Raw genomic sequence first — 17,728 nt, 5'->3', positions numbered from 1 at the left:
CACATGACGCTCACCGAGATCGTATCGGCGGTCGCGACGTTCTTCGGCGTCACCGGCACGGTGCTCGCGATCCTCGCGCTGCGGCGGGCGCGGCGCGCGGTCGACGACTGCCGGGACCTGCTCACCCGGCAGGCCGTGATCGGCGCCGGCGGCATCGACGGCAGGGCGATCCGGGACGTCGCCGTCTACCGGTACGACGCGCCGCAGGAGACCGGGCGGCGGTCGTTCTCCGCCGCCTTCCTCAACAGCATGGGCGACGGGCTCGTGCTCACCGCGCTGAACGGCCGCGCCGAGACGCGGACGTACGTGCGGCCGGTGCGCGGCGGCCGGGGCGTCGAGCCGCTCTCCCCCGAGGAGGAGCGGGTGGTGCGCGCCGCCCGGCTCGGCCAGGGCCCCGAGGTGGAGCCCGCGGAGGCGCGGCGCGGCCTGCGGGCCTCGTCGCGCCCGTCCTCCGGCACCGCCCGGTACGGCGGCGCGCACCGGGCCTCCGACCGCCGGTCCGACGAGGCGCCCGAGGGTTCGCGCTCCCCGGCGTACGCGGGCGACATCCTGGCGAGCGAGCCGCCGGGCGAACCGGCGGACGCCACGCGGAACGCGTCACCCGGCGGCGCGGCGGCCACCGGGGTGCCGCCCGGCGCGCCGGACGGCCCGGCCGAGACGCCGACCGCCCCGGCGGCGCCGGTGCCGGAACCCCGCCCCGACGTCCTGTCCGCCCCCGCGCCCACGCCTGCGCAGGACGCCACGCCCGACCCCGTTCCCCACGCCCGCCCCGGCGCCGTCTCCGAGGCGGTGCCCGAAGCCGCATCCGACACAGTGTCCGGCACGGTGTCCGGCACGGTGTCCGCGGCGGCGTCCGCCTCGGCGTCCGACCCCTCGGATCCGGTGGCCGATTACGGGTCCGGCCCGGCGTCCGAATCCCCCTCCGGCACGGCCTCCCACGGTGCCCACCGCCGCGCACGGCACCGCCGCCTGCGGACGTTGCTGCAGGTCAGACGGCGCACCGCGGAGCGGTAACAGGTCGGGAAAGACCGGGGAAGCCACGATATGCGGTCACGCGGATGGATACCCTAGACCACATGTCGAACGTGCCGTCCCGGGAGCGATCCCGGTCCTCAGATGTGCCCGAGGGGCAGGACGCCCCCAAGCCCACGTACGCGTACCTGGGTCCGGAGGGCACGTTTTCCGAGGCCGCGCTCCGGGCGATGGCACCCGAGGCACGCGGCCTTCCCTGCGTGAACATCCCGGCGGCGATGGAGGCGGTCCGCTCCGGCGAGGCCGAGGCCGCCGTCGTCCCCCTGGAGAACTCCCTGGAGGGCGCGATCACCGTGACCCTCGACGAGTTCGCCTGGGGCGAGCACCTGCTCATCACCGGCGAGCTGCTGCTGCCGGTGCAGTTCTCCCTGCTCGCCCGCGAGGGCATGGAGCTGGGCGACATCAAGCGCGTCGTCTCGCACCCGGCCGCGATCACGCAGTGCCGCAACTTCCTCGCCCGCGAGCTGCCCGACGCCGTGGTGATCCCCGCCGCCTCGACCGCCGGGGCCGCGCGGGACGTGAGCGAGCCCGGCTCGCCGTTCGACGCGGCGATCGCCGACCCGATCGCGGCCGAGGTGTACGGCCTGGTCGAGGTGGCGAAGAACATCGGTGACCGCAAGGACACCGTCACCCGGTTCGTGCGGGTGGAGCGGCCCGGGCCGCTGCCCGAGCCTACCGGCGCCGACCGCACCTCGGTGGTCGCTTTCCTGAAGGACGACCACCCGGGCGCGCTGCTGGAGATGCTGCACGAGTTCTCCGTGCGCGGCATCAACCTCACCCGCATCGAGTCGCGGCCGACCCGCGACGGCATCGGCCGGTACTTCTTCCACTTCGACTGCGAGGGCCACATCGCCGAGGCGCGGGTGGGCGACGCGCTCGCCGGGCTGCACCGGATCTGCGCCGAGGTGAGGTTCCTCGGCAGCTATCCGCGCGCCGACGCGGTCCAGCCGAAGATCAAGCCGGGCACGTCCGACGAGGCGTTCGCCGAGGCCGCCGAGTGGCTCCGCCGCATGCGCGCCGGACAGGTCTGACCGTACGTCGCATCCCGCGCTTTTCCGGGCTGAAACGCCCCGTCCCGCGTGGCGGGTGAGGAGCCGATTGCGGTGCGGGGCGCCACCGTACGCAGGTAGCCTTTTGGTGTGATCGACCTGCGTATCCTTCGTGAGGACCCGGACCGGCTACGGGCGTCGCAGCGTGCCCGTGGCGAGGACGACTCGGTCGTCGACACGCTGCTCGACCTGGACGCCCGCCGTCGCAGTGCGCTGAGCTCGTTCGAGTCGCTGCGCGCGGAACAGAAGAGCGTCGGCAAGTCGGTGTCGAAAGCCTCCGGGGAGGAACGCGAGGCGCTGCTCGCGCGGGCCAAGGAGCTCGCCGCCCAGGTCAAGGCCGCCGAGGCCGAGGCCGCGGAGCTCGCCGCGAAGTTCGACGAGCTGCTCATGACGGTGCCGAACATCGTCGAGGAGGGCGCGCCGGTCGGCGGGGAGGAGGACTACGTCGTCCTCGAGGAGGTCGGGGAGCGGCCGAAGTTCGACTTCGAGCCCCGCGACCACATCGAGCTCGGCGAGATGCTCGGCGCGATCGACATCGAGCGTGGCGCGAAGGTGTCCGGCGCCCGGTTCTACTTCCTCACCGGCGTCGGCGCCCGGCTGCAGCTCGCCCTGCTCAACCTGGCGATGCAGCAGGCGATCGAGAACGGCTTCACGCCGATGATCACGCCCACGCTGGTGAAGCCCGAGGCGATGGCCGGCACCGGCTTCCTCGGCGCGCACGCCCAGGAGGTGTACCGGATCGAGGCCGACGACCTGTACCTCGTCGGCACCTCGGAGGTGCCCCTCGCGGCGTACCACTCCGACGAGATCCTCGACCCCAAGTCGCTGCCGCTACGGTACGCCGGCTGGTCGTCGTGCTACCGGCGCGAGGCCGGGTCGTACGGCAAGGACACCCGCGGCATCCTGCGCGTGCACCAGTTCGACAAGGTCGAGATGTTCTCGTACTGCCTGCCCGAGCAGGCCGCGGAGGAGCATCTGCGCTTCCTCAACTGGGAGAAGGAGATGCTCGCCAAGGTCGAGGTGCCGTACCGGGTCATCGACGTGGCGGCCGGCGACCTCGGTTCGTCGGCGGCGCGCAAGTACGACACCGAGGCGTGGCTGCCGAGCCAGGGCCGCTACCGCGAGGTCACCTCGACCTCGAACTGCACCACGTTCCAGGCGCGGCGGCTCAAGGTCCGGTACCGCGACGAGAACGGCAAGCCGCAGTACGTCGCCACGCTGAACGGCACGCTCGCCACCACCCGGTGGATCATCGCGATCCTGGAGAACCACCAGCAGGCCGACGGCTCCGTGGTGGTCCCCAAGGCGCTCCGGCCGTACCTCGGTCTGGACGTCCTCGAGCCCATCCGCCCGGCGAAGAGGTCCTGAGCCGCGCGGGGAAATCCGGCGAACGCGATCGTGGGGCCGCCCGGTGGCGTGCCCCACGTTTTCGCGGTCACCGGGAAATACGCCGGGCCTGGAATACCCGGACGCCGCGTGGCGTGGCCATGGAAAATCGGCCGGTCGCCGTTCCCGGCGATTGGTTTTCGGGAATGCGAAAGGCGGGGCGCGCCAGGCGAGCCCCGCCTTCGTCGGATGTCTGTGGTCAGAGGCTGCGAACCTGCGACGCCTGCGGACCCTTGTGGCCCTGCGTAACCTCGAACTCGACCCGCTGGCCGTCCTCAAGGCTGCGATAGCCGCTACCGACGATCTCGGAGAAGTGGACGAAGACGTCCGGAGCCCCGCCGTCCGGCGCGATGAAGCCGTAGCCCTTCTCCGAGTTGAACCACTTGACGGTACCCTGAGCCATTAAAGCTCTCCTAACAGCAAAAAACCTTGGGATTCACACTTCGCGAACCCCGTGATGTCGCACAGCTTCCCGGGTGGCTCAGACAGTCAAGCTGGTTTGACACATCGGGAACAGCCAATACAACTTCCACTCCATCTAACACCATCCGCGGGCCTCGTGTTCCCGCAGGCGAAGATTTCGTTGTACTGATCCGGTTCCGCTGAGCCGGGCAGACATACGCGACACGACCGTACTCGTGCCCGCTGGCGCGGGATCTACACCACCCCGCCCCAGGTCGCCGGCCCGGTCGCGGCTCGCCGCGCCCTCGGCGAGGACCGGCCGCGGATCGCCGCGCCACGCCAACGGTCGTGACGTTGATCACCTTCGGTCCGGCGAGCCCGCGGTGAGCCCGAAAAGCGAACTCCGCCCTCGTCACGCCAGGGGTCGCAGCCCTGGGACGGTCGACCGATGACCGGGGAGACCCTCGCCTCGCCGAGCAGCACGTGCCACCGGGCTTCTCCTGCCGCGTGGAGATCGACGAAGCGGCACCGGACGCGGTCCGCAGTGTCGCGCCGAGGTGTCGGCCCGCGCCGATCTCCGCGCTGTTCGCGCAGAGGCGCAGGAGTGCCGCCCGGCACGGCCCATGTCGCCGGCTCTCTCCGCTCGCATCGGGGTGCCCGTGCCCTGTCGTCGATCCCGGCGTGCCGGGTCCTCGGGCGCAGGTGCCGCGCCCGGCTCGCCGTACCAGAGGTCGGGATCTACGTAGCTGATCGTGCAAAACTGGACGTTTACCGTTAAGAGGGCAGACTGGAACGTGCAATGGGCACTCCTCGACTCGTCGCCACCGATCTGGACGGCACCGCGCTCCGATCGGACGGCACCGTGTCGCCCCGCACGCTCGCCGCCTTCGCCGGCGTGGAGAAGGCGGGCGCGATCCTCGTCTTCGTCACCGGACGGCCGCCGCGGTGGATGGACGCCGTGGCCGCCGCGGTGAACCACCGTGGCCTGGCGATCTGCGCCAACGGCGCGCTCGTCTACGACCTGCACACCCAGCGCATCGTGGAGTCCTGGCTGATCGAGGCGCCGGTGCTGCGGGAGGTCGTGCACCGGCTCCGCGCCAACATCCCCGGCCTCGCCTTCTCGGTCGAGTACGAGGGCGGGTTCGCCCACGAGTCCGAGTTCCGCATCAGCGGATGGGACGCGAAGTACGCCACCGGCTCGGACGGCTCCACCCGGCTCGGCCTGCGCGTGGCCACCTCCACGCTCACCTCGCGGCCCTGCGCCAAGCTGCTCGCCCTGCACGAGAGCATGGACCCCGACCACCTGTACACGTGCGTGGCGGGCATCGTCGGCGACCTCGTCACCCCCACGCACTCCAGCGGCCGCCCCCTGATCGAGATGAGCGCTTACGGCGTCACCAAGGCCTCCGCCCTCGCCACCCTCGCCGCCGAACACGGCATCGGCCCCGACGAGGTCGTCGCCTTCGGCGACATGCCCAACGACCTGCCCATGCTCGTCTGGGCCGGCACCTCCTACGCCGTCGCCAACGCCCACCCCGACGTCCTCGCCGTCGTCGACCACGTCACCGCCAGCAACAACGACGACGGCGTCGCCCGGATCCTCGAGCAGTACTTCCCGCCCACCCGCTACGCCTGAGGCACCGGCGATCGCGGCCGGTGGCGCGGAGCGGGGCCGAGTTCCGCGTACACGGGACAAGCACGTCGGCCACCGGTGATCACCAGTCGCATCGGGCGGGCGTTCCGGCCCGCCTGCGGCGCCGAAGGCCTGCGGCGATCACGTGCGGGCGCGTGGGAGGGCCCTGCGGAGTGCGGAGCCGTACGCGGAAGCCGGTGCGAGCGTCGGCGAAGGCCGGGGTTGCGATGCGCGAACGGCAGAGCGGTGCGCAGGGTGACGCGATGTGAGGCGGTGCCGAGGGAGCCCGGTCGAGGGCGAACGGTGGCCGGGCGGGAACGGGGATGACGAGGTGGGGCCGGGTTGGGGTTTGCCCGGCCGGAGGGTGCTGCCCGCAACCAGCGTGTGCGGGTAGGGCGGTGACCGTCACGCGTCCACGGGGTCCGCGTCACCGGAGCGGGGGATTGGGGGGTGGGCGGGGTGTCCGCCGGTGGGGCCGGGCTTCCCGGCCGGAGATCAGGGTACGTCGCGCCGCCCTGGATGCAGGCGTCGGCGGGGTGCCGCGCCTGCGGTCCGCATGAGCGCGGGCCATGCGGCCGCTCGGCCGTCCTTGTGGCACCCCCGCCGACCGACGGATCGAACCGGGCGACCTCGCACACGGGCCGTGGCGGCACGCGCCGTACGCGTCCGCTCTGGTGGACCTCTCCGGCCAGAGCGCCTGCCCGGCGGCCGGGCAGGGGCACGGTCAGAGGTAGGGGCCGGAGGCGCGAGGGTTCTGCTGGTGGTCCTCCCCGCGCTGCACGGACAGGCCCTGCGGGAGGGCCCGGCGCATCTGCTCGAGCTGCGCCCGGGCGGCCATCTGCTGGGCGAACAGCGTCGTCTGGATGCCGTGGAACAGCCCCTCCAGCCACCCGACGAGCTGCGCGTGGGCCACCCGCAGCTCGGCCTCGCTCGGCGGCTCGCCGGTCTCCTCCGCGAACGGCAGCGACAGCCGTTCCAGCTCGTCCACCAGTTCGGGGGCGAGGCCCTCCTCCAGCTCCTTGATCGAAGCCTGGTGAATCTCCTTGAGCCGCTTGCGGCTGGCCTCGTCCAGAGGCGCGGCCCGCACCTCCTCGAGAAGCTGCCGGATCATGCTGCCGATGCGCATGACCTTGGCGGGCTGCTCGACGAGGTCGGTTACCGACCTTTCCTCACGTTCGTTCTTGTCCCCCTCAACCGTCATGCCATCCGGACCGACGACCACAATCTGAGGGGTGCTCTCCTCAGCACTCATGGCATTCAACCTAGCTCACCGGGCCAACAAGATTTTGCCTACGTGACCCCCCGACTCCAGCATCTGGTGCGCCCACGCGGCCTGGTCGATCGGCACCCGTGCGTAGATTACCGGCTGTACCGCCCCGCTCTCGACGAGTGGCCAGACGTTCTCCACCACGCTGCGCACGATCGCGCCCTTCTCCTCCACCGGCCGGCCACGCAGCCCGGCGGCGTGGATCGAGGCTCGCTTGGTGAGGAGCTTGCCGATGTGCAGCTCGCCGCGCGTACCGCCCTGCAGGCCGATGATGATCAGGCGTCCTCCGATGTTCAGCGCGTCGACGTTCCGGGGGAGGTACTTCCCGCCGATGATGTCGAGGATGACATCGGCCTTCACCTTCTCCGCGAAGTCCTCCTCGCGGTAGTTGATCACCTCGTCGGCGCCGAGGGCGAGGCAGCGCTCCGCCTTCTCGGCCGACCCCACCGTTACCACGGTATGCGCACCGAACGCCTTCGCGAGCTGGATCGCCATCGTGCCGATGCCGCTCGCGCCCCCGTGCACCAGCAGCGTCTCGCCGCGCCGCAGCCGGGCCGCCATGAACACCATCGACCACACCGTGCACGTCACCTCGGGCAGCGCCGCCGCCTCGACCAGCGGCACCCCCTTCGGCACCGGCATCACCTGCTGCCAGGGCACCACGACCTTCTCGGCGTACCCACCACCGGCGAGCAGGGCGCACACCTCGTCACCGACCCGCAGCCCGTCGACGCCCTCGCCCACGGCGGCGATGACGCCCGAGCACTCCAGGCCGGGCACTTGGGTCGCACCGGGCGGAGGATTGTACAAACCCTGACGCTGGAGCACATCCGCCCGATTCACCGCCGAGGCGACGATGTCGATCAAAACCTCACCGGGCCCCGGAACCGGGTCCGGAACCTCCTGCCAGCTCAGGACCTCCGGCCCGCCCGGCTGCGTAATAACGATGGCGTGCATGACTTCCAAGGTAACGCTCTTGCGATCTGTATAGTTGGCCGCATTGCGCGGAATGCGGGGCGCTAATCTTCTTTCTGTTTGCAACCCCTTAAGCCACTCCGAGGGGGAGACCAGGTGGCACGGCAGAACCGCGACGATCCGCACTCGCTCGAGGAGCAGCTTGCGTGGCTCGACGCGATCAAGGAGCGCGAGGACGCCCCCACCGAACTCGACATCGCCTCCGACACCGCGGTCTCGCCGTACCCAAAGGACCCCTGGTTGGCGGCATCGGCCGATCCCGCGCCCCGGCCGCCGTTGTTCCGGGCCGTGACCCAGGGGCGCTTCGATCCTTCGCCGGTCGCGGAATCGGGTGATGCCACTATCTCCGATACGGCGGAAATCGGTAACGCGTTCACCACCAAGCCCGTCAAATCGGAGCGTTCCGGGTCTGTCGGTTCCGCCGCGTCGGCGACGCCCGCGAGCCGGGCCGAGGAAAACGCCGCCGACACGCGCCCTGCCGGCCCGTCCGCCACCGAACCGGCCGGCCCCGCCGCCGAGCCCGGCGACACGTCCCGCGAGGAGACCGGCAAGGCCGACCCGGACGAGCCCACCAGTACCTTCACCGGCCCCTTCAGCCTCGGCTCGTTCACCTTCGCCGGTCCCGCGGCCGCCGCCTCGGACAAGGACGACACGGCGTACGGCACGGCCGACGCGGGGCCGTCCCGACCCGGCGACGCCGCCGACCCTGCCGACCAGACCACCTCGCCGCTCGGCGGCCGGAGCGTCGGCGCGTTCGCGGACTCGCTGCCCAAGCCCGACAAGAACGATCCGCTCGGCCTGGGCTTCCTGACCGACAAGCGGCGCGACGACGCCTACACGCCCGGCTCGCTGGGCGCCTTCGGCCCCGGGGTCCCGCCGTTTCCCACGCCCTCCTCTTCCGCCACCGCCGGTGCCGCGTCCGACTCGGAGACCACCACCAAGGAGCCGGTGCGCGGCTGGCTCGAGCCGGCCGTACCCGCGACCCCGGCCGACGAGGACGACGAGGAGCAGAAGCGCTTCGACGCGTTCATGGCCGGTGGCACGCGTGACCGGGACACGGGCCCGCGCAGCGAGTACGGCGGGGCCCGCGACCAGGACCCGGCGCCGCGTGCCGAGTTCGGCACCCCGGCGGACACGGACCCCACCCGTGACCTGCGCCGGACCGGCGGCCCGATCACCAGCCCCCGGCCGTCGCTCGAGGAACTGCGCGAGAGCTTCCGGGAGCCGCTGTCGGATCCGCGGCCGGCCACGGCCTCCTCGGCCGCCTACACCGACCCGAACCTGCGCCCGCCTGGCGACGCGGGCCGCGAGCCCGCCGCGCCGGGCTTCGGCACCGGCCCGCTGACGCCGCCGCGCGGCGACCTCGGCTCGGGCCGATCCGACACCGGGCCGCAGGTTTCGCCCTTCGCGGGGTTCGGGCCGTTCCCGCCGCCGGCCCCGGGCGACAGCGGCCCGCACGCCATACCGGCGACCGAGCCCGCCGCCGCGCCGTCGGCCCCCGGCGCCGCCGTACCGTCCCCGGCCGCCGAGTCGGCCGTGCCGCCGCGGGCCGCCGCAGAGGCCGGCGAGCAGCAGGAGCGGCGCGGGTCGCGCTCCCACCGCCGCCCGATCCCGCAGCAGCCGTTCGGCCGGCCGCCCCGGTCGGCCGATCCGGCCAGGCCGAGCGCGGACAGCCTCGACCCGCAGGTGCTGCTGAAGGGGCGCCGGAACGTCCCGGCGAGCGGCTGGCGCCGCTTCGTGTACAAGGCCACCGGCGGCTGGATCAAGCCCGGCGAGCCGGCCGAGGTGCGCCGCCGCCGCGAGCTGATGACCCGGGCCCGTACCCCGGTCGCGGGCGGCCACCACCGCGTCGCCGTACTCAGCCTCAAGGGCGGGGTCGGCAAGACCACGACCACCGTCGGCCTCGGCGCCACGCTCGCCCAGGTCCGCGGCGACCGGGTCATCGCCGTCGACGCCAACCCCGACCGCGGCACGCTCTCCGACAAGGTGGTCCTGGAGACCTCGGCCACCGTCCGCGACCTGCTCAACGAGCGTGACCAGGTCCAGCGTTACGCGGACATCCGCGCCTTCACCTCCCAGGCGCCGTCCCGCCTGGAGATCCTCGCCTCCGACCGCGACCCGTCGATCTCCGAGGCGTTCAGCGCCGAGGACTACAAGATCATCGCCGGGCTCCTGGAGAACTTCTACTCCATCTGCATCACCGACTGCGGCACCGGACTCCTCCATTCGGCCATGTCCGGAGTCCTCCAGCTCGCCGACCAGATCGTGTTGGTGACCTCGCCCTCGGTGGACGGCGCCCGCGCCGCCTCCGCCACCCTCGACTGGCTCGAGGCCCACGAGTACGGCGATCTGGTCAAGTCGGCCACCGTGGTGATCTGCAGCGTCCGCCCGCGCTCCAAGTCCACCATCGACCTCGACCGCCTGGAGGCCCACTTCGCGGCCCGCTGCCGCTCGGTCATCCGCGTGCCCTACGACCCTCACCTCGAGGAGGGCGCCGAGATCGACCTCGACCTCCTCCAGCCCGCCACCCTCGACGCCTACCTCTGCCTCGCCGCCGCCGTAGGCGACGGCTTCGCCACCCCTCGCACTTGATCACATAATCCGTTCGCGTCCCACCCACCCCGATGACACACTAAAGTGCAACGTGACACCCTCGTGGTGCACCAGGAGAGCTCGCCTAGTGGACGATGGCGGCGGTCTTGAAAACCGCTAGGCCGGGCGACCGGCCTCGTGGGTTCGAATCCCACGCTCTCCGCTCGGCTTGAGGACGCGGCTCCCGATCCGAGGCTTCGCCCTGGTCAGGTGCCGCTGATCGTTTCCGGTGCGTGCAGCCGCAAGCCTTGGTGAGTGATTCGGCCGCTGCCCGCAGAATTGCTTCCCTGGCTGCGGATAAGGGCCGTGATCCAACACGGGTATTGTCGCCCGCTGGTCACAGCCCTCATGTCCGTACCTTGGCGCCGCCTCGGCGTGCTAACCGCGGTATGTCCCCCTCGCCTAGAACTAGTTACGCGTCAGGACGCGGGTGACACCGGCGACAACTGCTGTGGCGAACAGCCAACCGAGCACGATCATTGCGGACACCACCCACTGAGCCAACCCCTGGTGCTTGAATGCGCCTTCCTGGCCGAGATCGATGATCGGGAGAAGCACATCGGCCGTGTACAGCACAGGGTGATAGTGCGGATGTTCATCCGCCTTGAGCGGCTCAGGGCGGTGGTGGGCGAAGAAGATGCTTCCCGCGGCCAGCAGCGCCAGCATCCACAAGGCGGCCCGGCCCGGCCGGTAGCCGTAACCGACGATGCCGTCGAGCAGGTATCCGAAGATCCTGGCGTACCAGGGACGTGAGGCGCGATAGTGCCGATACTTGGCCAGCAGTACCCGCCGGGCCTCCTCGTCGTGCCCCTGACGGCGGTAGTAGGCCGCCAGCTGCTCATACGGCTGAGCCCGATATCTCTTTCTACGCTGGCCCAACCATTTAAGCCGCTTACGGGCGGGCTCATCGGGTTCCAGGTCGTCATAGACCAGCTCATTCAAATCGAGGTCTTCCGGCCAACACTTGGGATCGTCATGCAGCGTCCCCACGCGAGCACCGCTAAGGTCGACTTTCCCCTTGGCGGTGAAGCCTGCGCTCAACCGTAGTGATCCAGCCTCGACCCCTTCGCAATCCAACGCAGTTCTGTCAGGGTTGATCAGCCGTGCGCCGTCGAAGCTCAGCTGACCAGTGATTTTGGCGCCGAGAAGGTCAATTTGTCCTACGGCTTGGAACCCACCCCGGCAGAACATGTTTTCGCCAACGATCAGCCGGCCGGCGCTGAGTGCTCTCCTACCGGGGTTGGTCAGCCGTGCCCCGATAAAGTTCAGCTGGCTGGTGATGCGGGCGCCGAGAAGGCGGATTTCTCCTTCGGCGTGGAACCCTTCCTGGCAGAACATGCTGCCTTCGACGGTCAGCCGGTCGGCGTTGAGCGCCGTCCCGCCGGGGTTGGTCAGCCGTGCCCCGATGAAGCTCAGCGGACCAGTGATTCTGGCGTCGAGAAGGCGGATTTCTCCTTCGGCGTGGAACCCTTCCTGGCAGAACATGCTGCCTTCGACGGTCAGCCGGTCGGCGTTGAGCGCGCTCCCGCCGGGGTTGGTCAGCCGTGCCCCGATGAAGCTCAGCTGGCTGGTGATGCGGGCGCCGAGAAGGCGGATTTCTCCTTCGGCGTGGAACCCCTCCTGGCAGAACATGCTGCCGCCGACGGTCAGCCGGTCGGCGTTGAGCGCGCTCCCGCCGGGGTTGGTCAGCCGTGCCCCGGTCAAGGTTAGATCGCCGCTGATGCGGGCGCCGAGAAGGCGGATCTCTCCTTCGGCGTGGAACCCCTCCTGGCAGAACATGCTGCGTTCAACGATCAGCCGGTCGGCAGTGAGTGCTGTCCCGCCCGGGTTGGTCAGCCGTGCGCCGTTGAAGCTAAGCGTGTTGGTGATGTGGGCATCGAGAAGGCAGGTCTCTCCTTCGGCATGGAACCCCGCATCGCAGAACATATCGCCGCCCACGATCAGCCCATCGGCGTTGAGTGCTGTCCCACCCGGGTTGGTCAGCGTTGCCCCGCTGAAGTTCAGCTGGCCGGCGATTCGAGCATCGGTGAGGGCGACGCTGTTCGCGCGGCACCTGCGCAGGACCAGATGTCCTTCTAGCTGGGTGTCATTCGCATCAAGGCGAGGGATCACACTGCCGGTCAAGTCCACCGTCCGAGTGGTCGCCTCATCCAGGCATATCGGCTGCTCGAACCAGCATTCCCGAAGCGATAAAAGAAACCTCACCTCCGCGTAGGCCAACGACAGTGCGCCGGTCACCCGCGCCCCGGTCAGGCGGACCGCCGGCACCCGGCCTGGAGCCGCCTCTGGCTCCGACAGGAGCAACGCCGCAATGACCTCGGCTCGCACCCGCCGCGCATTACTCCATTTGCCCCCCTGCTGCGGGTCGTCTTTCTCCGGGTTCCCGGTACGCAGGTCGACGCGGCTGCCCCATCTGAACGCCTCGCAGAGCCGGTGCTCGGCCGACGACAGCTCTCCAAGTCCCCATGCGGAGGAAAAAGGCTCCTTACGCGGCATAACTAAGTTTTTAGGTGGATTTGACTGACTTTGCTACACGAAACTGACCTCCGCGATGAGCTCCCGTTCGCCGTGATGGCCGATTGTTTTCGTCCTCGAAGGGGGTTGCATCACCAGGTGTCGGGCGACCACACCGCGCCTAACACCACCCCCTTGTCCGGTCGCTTATCCGGGTGTGTGCAGACGGTGGCGGAATTCGGCGGTGGCGGATCGGAGCAGGTTGTTGAGGTGCTCCAGTTCGGCGGGGGTGGGTTCGCGGTTGAGGGCGACGTGGACGGAGATGTTGTCGTCCTTGATGGTGACGTCGAGGTCGGAGAGGAGGTCCTGAGGGAGGCGGGCCAGGACGAAATCGCGGAACGCTTCGGCCAGGGCGTCGCGGGTGTTGCCGCAGCCGCAGGAGTGATTTTCGAGGATGGCGGTGAGGTGGCCGCGGCCCATGACGGCGTCCGGGTGGGCGGGGTCGAGGGTGGTGAGGCCGGCTTCGACGATCTCGCGAGCCTCGGCCAAGCGCCCGTGGTGCTGGAGGAAAAGGCCCAGGGCGATGCGGGTACGGCCGAGGAGTTCCGGGTCGTGGCCGGTTTCGGCGAAGGCGACGGCCTCGCGGAGACGTTGTTCGGCTTCGGTCGTGTGGCCGGACATCGAGAGGGCGATGCCCCAGTTGCGCAGTACCTGGGCGGTCAGGTCGGGGCGGTTGAGGGATAGCGCGTGGGCGTGGGCCTGGGCGTAGGTGGCCAGGGAGGCGGGGAGGTCGCCGGCGTCGCTCTGGGCCATTGCCAGGCCCTGTAGGGCATGGATCGCCTCCTCGGTTCTCCCATGGCGCAGGTGGGAGGCGAGGATGCGCTGGATCGTTGCGACACGGCCGGGCTCGTCGCCGGCGTGGTGGCTGGTGTTGGCGAGCTGGGACAGTACGGCGAGCGTTGTCTCGTGGTCGGGGCCGAGGTGGGTTTCCAGGGCCTCGGCGAGCTGGGTGAGGATGACCTTGTCCTGGTCGGGGTGATCACCGGTTCCCCTGAGGACGGCCCACGCCGTGCGGTTGATGATCTCTTCCGGTAGTTGCTCCAGGCCCTGGAAGAGGGGTTCCTGGGCGCCCGAGACCTGGATGATCCGGGCTCGCAACGCCAGCGCGGTGGCGACTCGCTCGTGGCCGTTGTTCCAGAAGTTGGCGACGGTTTCCTCGATGGCCTCGCGGGCGCCGGTGAGGTCGCCGCGGGTGAGCAGTACCTCGGCGAGTTGCTCCATGCCGAAGGCGTAGCCGGGGTGCTCGCGGCCGTAGAACGAGAGGCGTTCCTGCAGGTTGTGGCGCAGTTCGTGTTCGGCCTCGGCGAGGTTTCCGGTCGCGGCCAGCGCGGTGGCCAGGTTGAGGCGGTAGGTGATGAGTGCCTTGTGCGCCTCCGGGTCCGGCGGGACCGGTATGGAGCAGGCGGCACGATAGTGCTCCACGGCGCGGTCGGCCTGGCCCGTGCCGTACAGCAGGTTGCCGAGGTCACAGTGGGCCGCCGCCCACTGCGGGCTGCCGGGGCCGTACCGCTGCTCGGTGGCGTGCAGTTCCCGCTGCAGGAGCTGTTCCGCGTCGACCAGTCGGCCTTCACGCAGCAGGGCGAGGGCAAGGTCAACCGTTGTGGGTGCCGTCGACATGGCGCGGAGCCTACGCCCTCGCACCGACAAAACGGATCATGTGGCGCACACGGGTGCTCGGGGTGCCGCCGTGCGCCGTGCCCTGTTCGCCGCCGCTCCGGTACGGCGGTGCCCGGGCACCACCAACGCGGCGCTTTCGTAGGAGCAGGTCGCTACCGTGGGCTTCCCCGGCCGTCGCCGCCGATCAACACCGCCGCCGGCCAGGTTGCCTGGGACGCCTGACCTTCGCGGCCGCTACGGCCGGCCGGTCCTGACGACGCATGACTTTCCGTGATTGTCGCTCGGTATTCGAGAGCCGTATCCGGAGGACAGGACGCCAACTCGGTCCCAGGTGGTGTTTCGGGGTGGGCGTTTGGGCCGCGTCGGCCGTTGGCCGCCGTGGAGCCGTACAGGTGAGGTGGGGCACGCAACAAAAGGGCGAAAAATCGCTGCTCTGGTGTGAATCGGTGTTTCTATGATCAAAATCGGCTGACCTGCGTCGTGGCGAGGTGACATGGATGGGCGTTCCACGGCTCGCGGGGCTGATCGCAATGGTGGTCGCGGTCGTCGCGGTCGGTGTGTACGGGGTGGTGGTCGCCCTGCGGCCCGCCGAGACGCGTTCGGTGGCGGCGAGCCCGGCCGCGCCCGAGGACGAGGCCGAGCCGGAGCCCGCGACCGAGTCACCGGAGGAGCCGGATGCCGAGCCCACGCCGGAGGTGACGCAGACCCAAGGGCCCGAGGACACGGCGGCGCGGTACCTCGACGCCTGGCAGGCACGGGACAACCTCGCGATGCTCGCGTTGGTCGCCGATCCGCCGACCGACTTCATCGCGCGCCACGAGCGGTTCGACGCCGAGCTGCGGGTCTTGTCGATCTCGCTCACCGCCGGGGAGCTGCGCCGCCAGGGGGAGGATGCGGCGGAGCTGCCGTTCACCGGGGTACGGGAGGTGGCCGGGCTGGGCCGCCCCTGGGAGTTCTCCTCGGTGCTGCGGCTGGCGCTGCGCGACGGCGAGTGGAAGGTGCTCTGGTCGCCGGAGACGATGCACCCCTCGCTGAAGGACGGCGGAAGCCTGCGCCTCAGGGAGAAGCGGGTGGCCCGGCCGGCCACGCTCACCATGGAGGGCAGGCCGTTCCCTCGGAACAGCAGGGCGGGGGACTACTTCACCGGGCTGGACGGCACGGCCGTCGAGATCGCGATCGAGGAGGTGCCCTCCGGCCGCGTGCTCGTCCGGTCCCCGGAGACCGGCCCGGAGGGGCGGAGGACCACGATCTCGCTGCGGGTGCAGCGGGCCGCGGCGCGGGCGCTCGACGGTGTGGCCGAGCCCGCCGCGATCGTGGCCGTCGACGTCGAGACCCGGCAGGTACGCGCGGTGGCCGACACGCTCGGCGGCAAACAGGCGTTCATCGGGCTGTTCCCGCCCGGGTCGACGTTCAAGGTGGTGACCGCGGCGGCGCTGCTGCGCGGCGGGCTCACCCCGCAGTCCCCGGTGCCGTGCCCCGGCTCGTACACCATCCCCGGCGGCCGCGGCTTCACCAACGCGGACCCCGCCGATCGCGGGACGGTCCCCCTGACCAGGGCGTTCGCGCTGTCCTGCAACACCACGTTCGTCCAGCAGACGTACGAGCGGCTGCGAGACGGCGGGCTGCGCAGCGAGGCGGCGGACCGGTTCGGGTTCCGGGAGAAGCCGGGGCTGAGTTATTGCCGGATCCGCCCGCACCAGAGCAACGACGAGCTCGGGGCCGACGCGATCGGGCAGAACTCGGTGCAGGCGAGCCCGCTGTGCATGGCGGAGGTCGCCGCGGCGGTGGCCGACGGCGTGTGGAAACCGGCGATCATGAGCGCGGAGCCGTCCGCGGACGCGCCACCGCCGGTGCCGCTCGGCGAGGACGTGGCCGCGGGCCTGCGCACCATGATGGCGGCCGTGGTGTCCGAGGGTACGGCCGCGTCCGCCGGTCTTCCGGCCGGTACGGCGGGCAAGACCGGCACCGCCGAGGTGGCGGGGCAGCGGCCGCACGCCTGGTTCATCGGTTACCGGGGTTCGCTCGCCTTCGCGGTCTTCGTCCGCAACGCGGGAGCGGGTGGCCAGGCGGCGGCACCGCTCGCCGCGAGATTCCTCGCGGCGCTGTGATCGAACTGATCGCACCCGCCCGTCTCCGGCGTGGCCTCATGCGATCGCCGGACCTCCGCGGTGATCACGTACTGGACTGTTTCACGCTATCCGAACGTCATGGCCCCTGGCCGAGCACTATTCGTAGCAGTCCTGCTTCTTGTGCTCGATGCGCGGCCGGAGAAGGACGCCACAGGGCCTGGAAGACGCCGTCCGGGTCGTACCGGCCCCGGGCGGCGACCGAGGCGGCGGACGCGCGGGCCTCCTGAGTCCGCCGCCGAAGTTGCGTGGCCGCCCGCGCGGTCGGCGCACCTTGAGCGCAATTGCAGCGGCGTCGGGGCGAGCCGCGGCCCCGCGTCCGGCCCGCCGTACGGCCCGGCGCCGGGAGGCGATCCGGCGAAAACCCTGCGGGCGGAGCGGGCGCCATGGAATCGTTACGGTGTGCGTCCGTGTCGTCACGGTACGGCAGGGCCGCGATGGCGTGGCGGCGAGACCGGCAAGGGGGTTCATCCGTGGCCGACGAGCGCTTCTGCGACGTGTCGGCCTGTCCGGATCACGGGCAGGGGCCGATCGCCCAGGCGGTGCACGGGCTGCTCGTCGCCATGGGGCCGGAGCGGTTCCCGCCCACCCTCGCCACCGTCTACAACACCCTGGCCGACCCGCCGGGGCCGCCCGGCTACAGCCTGTTCGCCGTGGATCCGATCATCTGGGAGCTCGCCGGCCAGGATCCGCAGACGTACTTCGCCCTGATCACCGAATGGGTGGGCGCGATGCCGCCGCCCGAGCCGCCGGACCTCGCGGCGCTGGGCGAGCCGCGGTGCGCACCCACCCGTCTGGACGCCCTCGCCTTCGTCTTCCACGGCACCGCCGTGCACGCCGACGCGGGCCCGGCCGGGGCCGCGATCGCGGCGAACCTCGCCGAGGGCTACTACCGGCGCGGTGACGTCGCGGCGTCCCCGGCGGCCGAGCGGGCGCTGATGGGCATCGCGGTCGATCGCGGCGGTGCCACGCTCATGCTCTCCGCGGCGTACGGGCCGGTCGTGCGGCCCGCGCCGATCGCGGCGGGGCGGTACCGGATCGGCGGCACGATCGTGGACGGGCTGTCGTCCGTGCTCGCCGCGCTGTGGTCGCTGCTGGAGCGGGTGGACGCGCAGGGCGGCGAATGACGGCGGCG

Annotated in this window: 12 protein-coding genes and 1 tRNA gene; 8 read left to right on the top strand and 5 right to left on the bottom strand. The window is 70.9% G+C overall.

The features are described from left to right. Window positions 1–3 precede the first annotated feature (3 nt). The 3 genes from FHX40_RS25580 (at window position 4) to serS (ending at window position 3,449) form a co-directional block, all read left to right on the top strand. On the top strand, window positions 4–1,014 hold the full coding sequence (locus FHX40_RS25580) for a DUF4446 family protein (RefSeq protein WP_142262005.1): 1,011 nt from the start codon (window positions 4–6) through the stop codon (window positions 1,012–1,014). A gap of 62 nt (window positions 1,015–1,076) precedes the next feature. After that, the gene (gene pheA, locus FHX40_RS22635) at window positions 1,077–2,063 is read left to right on the top strand and encodes a prephenate dehydratase (protein ID WP_142262004.1); all 987 of its coding nucleotides are present in this window, start codon (window positions 1,077–1,079) and stop codon (window positions 2,061–2,063) included. A 108-nt stretch (window positions 2,064–2,171) separates the two neighbouring features. Continuing rightward, a complete protein-coding gene (serS, locus tag FHX40_RS22630; RefSeq protein ID WP_142262003.1) occupies window positions 2,172–3,449 on the top strand; it encodes a serine--tRNA ligase in 1,278 nt (425 codons plus the stop codon). A gap of 217 nt (window positions 3,450–3,666) precedes the next feature. On the opposite strand, the gene FHX40_RS22625 is transcribed toward serS, so the two are convergent. Further along, window positions 3,667–3,870, bottom strand: a complete 204-nt coding sequence (locus tag FHX40_RS22625) for a cold-shock protein (protein ID WP_142262002.1) — start codon at window positions 3,868–3,870, stop codon at window positions 3,667–3,669. Window positions 3,871–4,668: 798 nt separating this feature from the next. Between FHX40_RS22625 and FHX40_RS22620 the strand changes: the two genes are divergently transcribed. Further along, window positions 4,669–5,505 carry an HAD family hydrolase gene (locus FHX40_RS22620; protein WP_142262001.1) on the top strand — a complete coding sequence of 279 codons (837 nt, stop codon included), beginning with the start codon at window positions 4,669–4,671 and terminating at the stop codon, window positions 5,503–5,505. A 721-nt stretch (window positions 5,506–6,226) separates the two neighbouring features. On the opposite strand, the gene FHX40_RS22615 is transcribed toward FHX40_RS22620, so the two are convergent. Together FHX40_RS22615 and FHX40_RS22610 are read right to left on the bottom strand one after the other, a co-directional pair. Continuing rightward, complete coding sequence (locus tag FHX40_RS22615) at window positions 6,227–6,754, bottom strand: bacterial proteasome activator family protein (protein ID WP_142262000.1); 528 nt, start codon at window positions 6,752–6,754, stop codon at window positions 6,227–6,229. 15 nt (window positions 6,755–6,769) lie between these two features. After that, window positions 6,770–7,726 (bottom strand): NAD(P)H-quinone oxidoreductase, encoded by a 957-nt coding sequence (locus FHX40_RS22610; protein ID WP_142262346.1) that lies wholly within the window; start codon window positions 7,724–7,726, stop codon window positions 6,770–6,772. Window positions 7,727–7,840: 114 nt separating this feature from the next. On the opposite strand from FHX40_RS22610, the gene FHX40_RS26175 reads away from it, so the two are divergent. After that, a complete protein-coding gene (locus FHX40_RS26175; protein WP_306465691.1) occupies window positions 7,841–10,336 on the top strand; it encodes a nucleotide-binding protein in 2,496 nt (831 codons plus the stop codon). A gap of 74 nt (window positions 10,337–10,410) precedes the next feature. Further along, window positions 10,411–10,499, top strand: a tRNA-Ser gene (locus FHX40_RS22600). Window positions 10,500–10,744: 245 nt separating this feature from the next. Here FHX40_RS22600 and FHX40_RS22595 read toward each other — a convergent pair. Together FHX40_RS22595 and FHX40_RS22590 are read right to left on the bottom strand one after the other, a co-directional pair. After that, complete coding sequence (locus tag FHX40_RS22595) at window positions 10,745–12,832, bottom strand: translocation/assembly module TamB domain-containing protein (RefSeq protein WP_142261999.1); 2,088 nt, start codon at window positions 12,830–12,832, stop codon at window positions 10,745–10,747. A gap of 165 nt (window positions 12,833–12,997) precedes the next feature. Then, window positions 12,998–14,467: a tetratricopeptide repeat protein gene (locus FHX40_RS22590; protein WP_142261998.1), complete on the bottom strand. Its 1,470-nt coding sequence runs from the start codon at window positions 14,465–14,467 to the stop codon at window positions 12,998–13,000. Window positions 14,468–14,964: 497 nt separating this feature from the next. On the opposite strand from FHX40_RS22590, the gene FHX40_RS22585 reads away from it, so the two are divergent. Together FHX40_RS22585 and FHX40_RS22580 are read left to right on the top strand one after the other, a co-directional pair. Next, complete coding sequence (locus tag FHX40_RS22585) at window positions 14,965–16,575, top strand: penicillin-binding transpeptidase domain-containing protein (protein ID WP_142261997.1); 1,611 nt, start codon at window positions 14,965–14,967, stop codon at window positions 16,573–16,575. Window positions 16,576–17,066: 491 nt separating this feature from the next. After that, window positions 17,067–17,720 (top strand): hypothetical protein, encoded by a 654-nt coding sequence (locus FHX40_RS22580; protein ID WP_142261996.1) that lies wholly within the window; start codon window positions 17,067–17,069, stop codon window positions 17,718–17,720. The last annotated feature ends 8 nt before the right edge of the window (window positions 17,721–17,728 follow it).

This window comes from Thermopolyspora flexuosa, from assembly GCF_006716785.1.
Taxonomy (GTDB): Bacteria; Actinomycetota; Actinomycetes; order Streptosporangiales; family Streptosporangiaceae; genus Thermopolyspora; species Thermopolyspora flexuosa.
Note: the sequence above shows the minus strand (reverse complement) of the source record. Positions and strands in the feature narration are given on the sequence as shown.

Coding starts and splice junctions, on each gene's coding strand:
- FHX40_RS22595 (WP_142261999.1), bottom strand. CDS start 12,832: ATGCCGCGTAAGGAGCCTTTTTCCTCCGCATGGGGACTTGGAGAGCTG.
- pheA (WP_142262004.1), top strand. CDS start 1,077: ATGTCGAACGTGCCGTCCCGGGAGCGATCCCGGTCCTCAGATGTGCCC.
- FHX40_RS22590 (WP_142261998.1), bottom strand. CDS start 14,467: ATGTCGACGGCACCCACAACGGTTGACCTTGCCCTCGCCCTGCTGCGT.
- FHX40_RS22620 (WP_142262001.1), top strand. CDS start 4,669: ATGGGCACTCCTCGACTCGTCGCCACCGATCTGGACGGCACCGCGCTC.
- FHX40_RS25580 (WP_142262005.1), top strand. CDS start 4: ATGACGCTCACCGAGATCGTATCGGCGGTCGCGACGTTCTTCGGCGTC.
- FHX40_RS22615 (WP_142262000.1), bottom strand. CDS start 6,754: ATGAGTGCTGAGGAGAGCACCCCTCAGATTGTGGTCGTCGGTCCGGAT.
- FHX40_RS22585 (WP_142261997.1), top strand. CDS start 14,965: ATGGGCGTTCCACGGCTCGCGGGGCTGATCGCAATGGTGGTCGCGGTC.
- FHX40_RS22610 (WP_142262346.1), bottom strand. CDS start 7,726: ATGCACGCCATCGTTATTACGCAGCCGGGCGGGCCGGAGGTCCTGAGC.
- FHX40_RS22625 (WP_142262002.1), bottom strand. CDS start 3,870: ATGGCTCAGGGTACCGTCAAGTGGTTCAACTCGGAGAAGGGCTACGGC.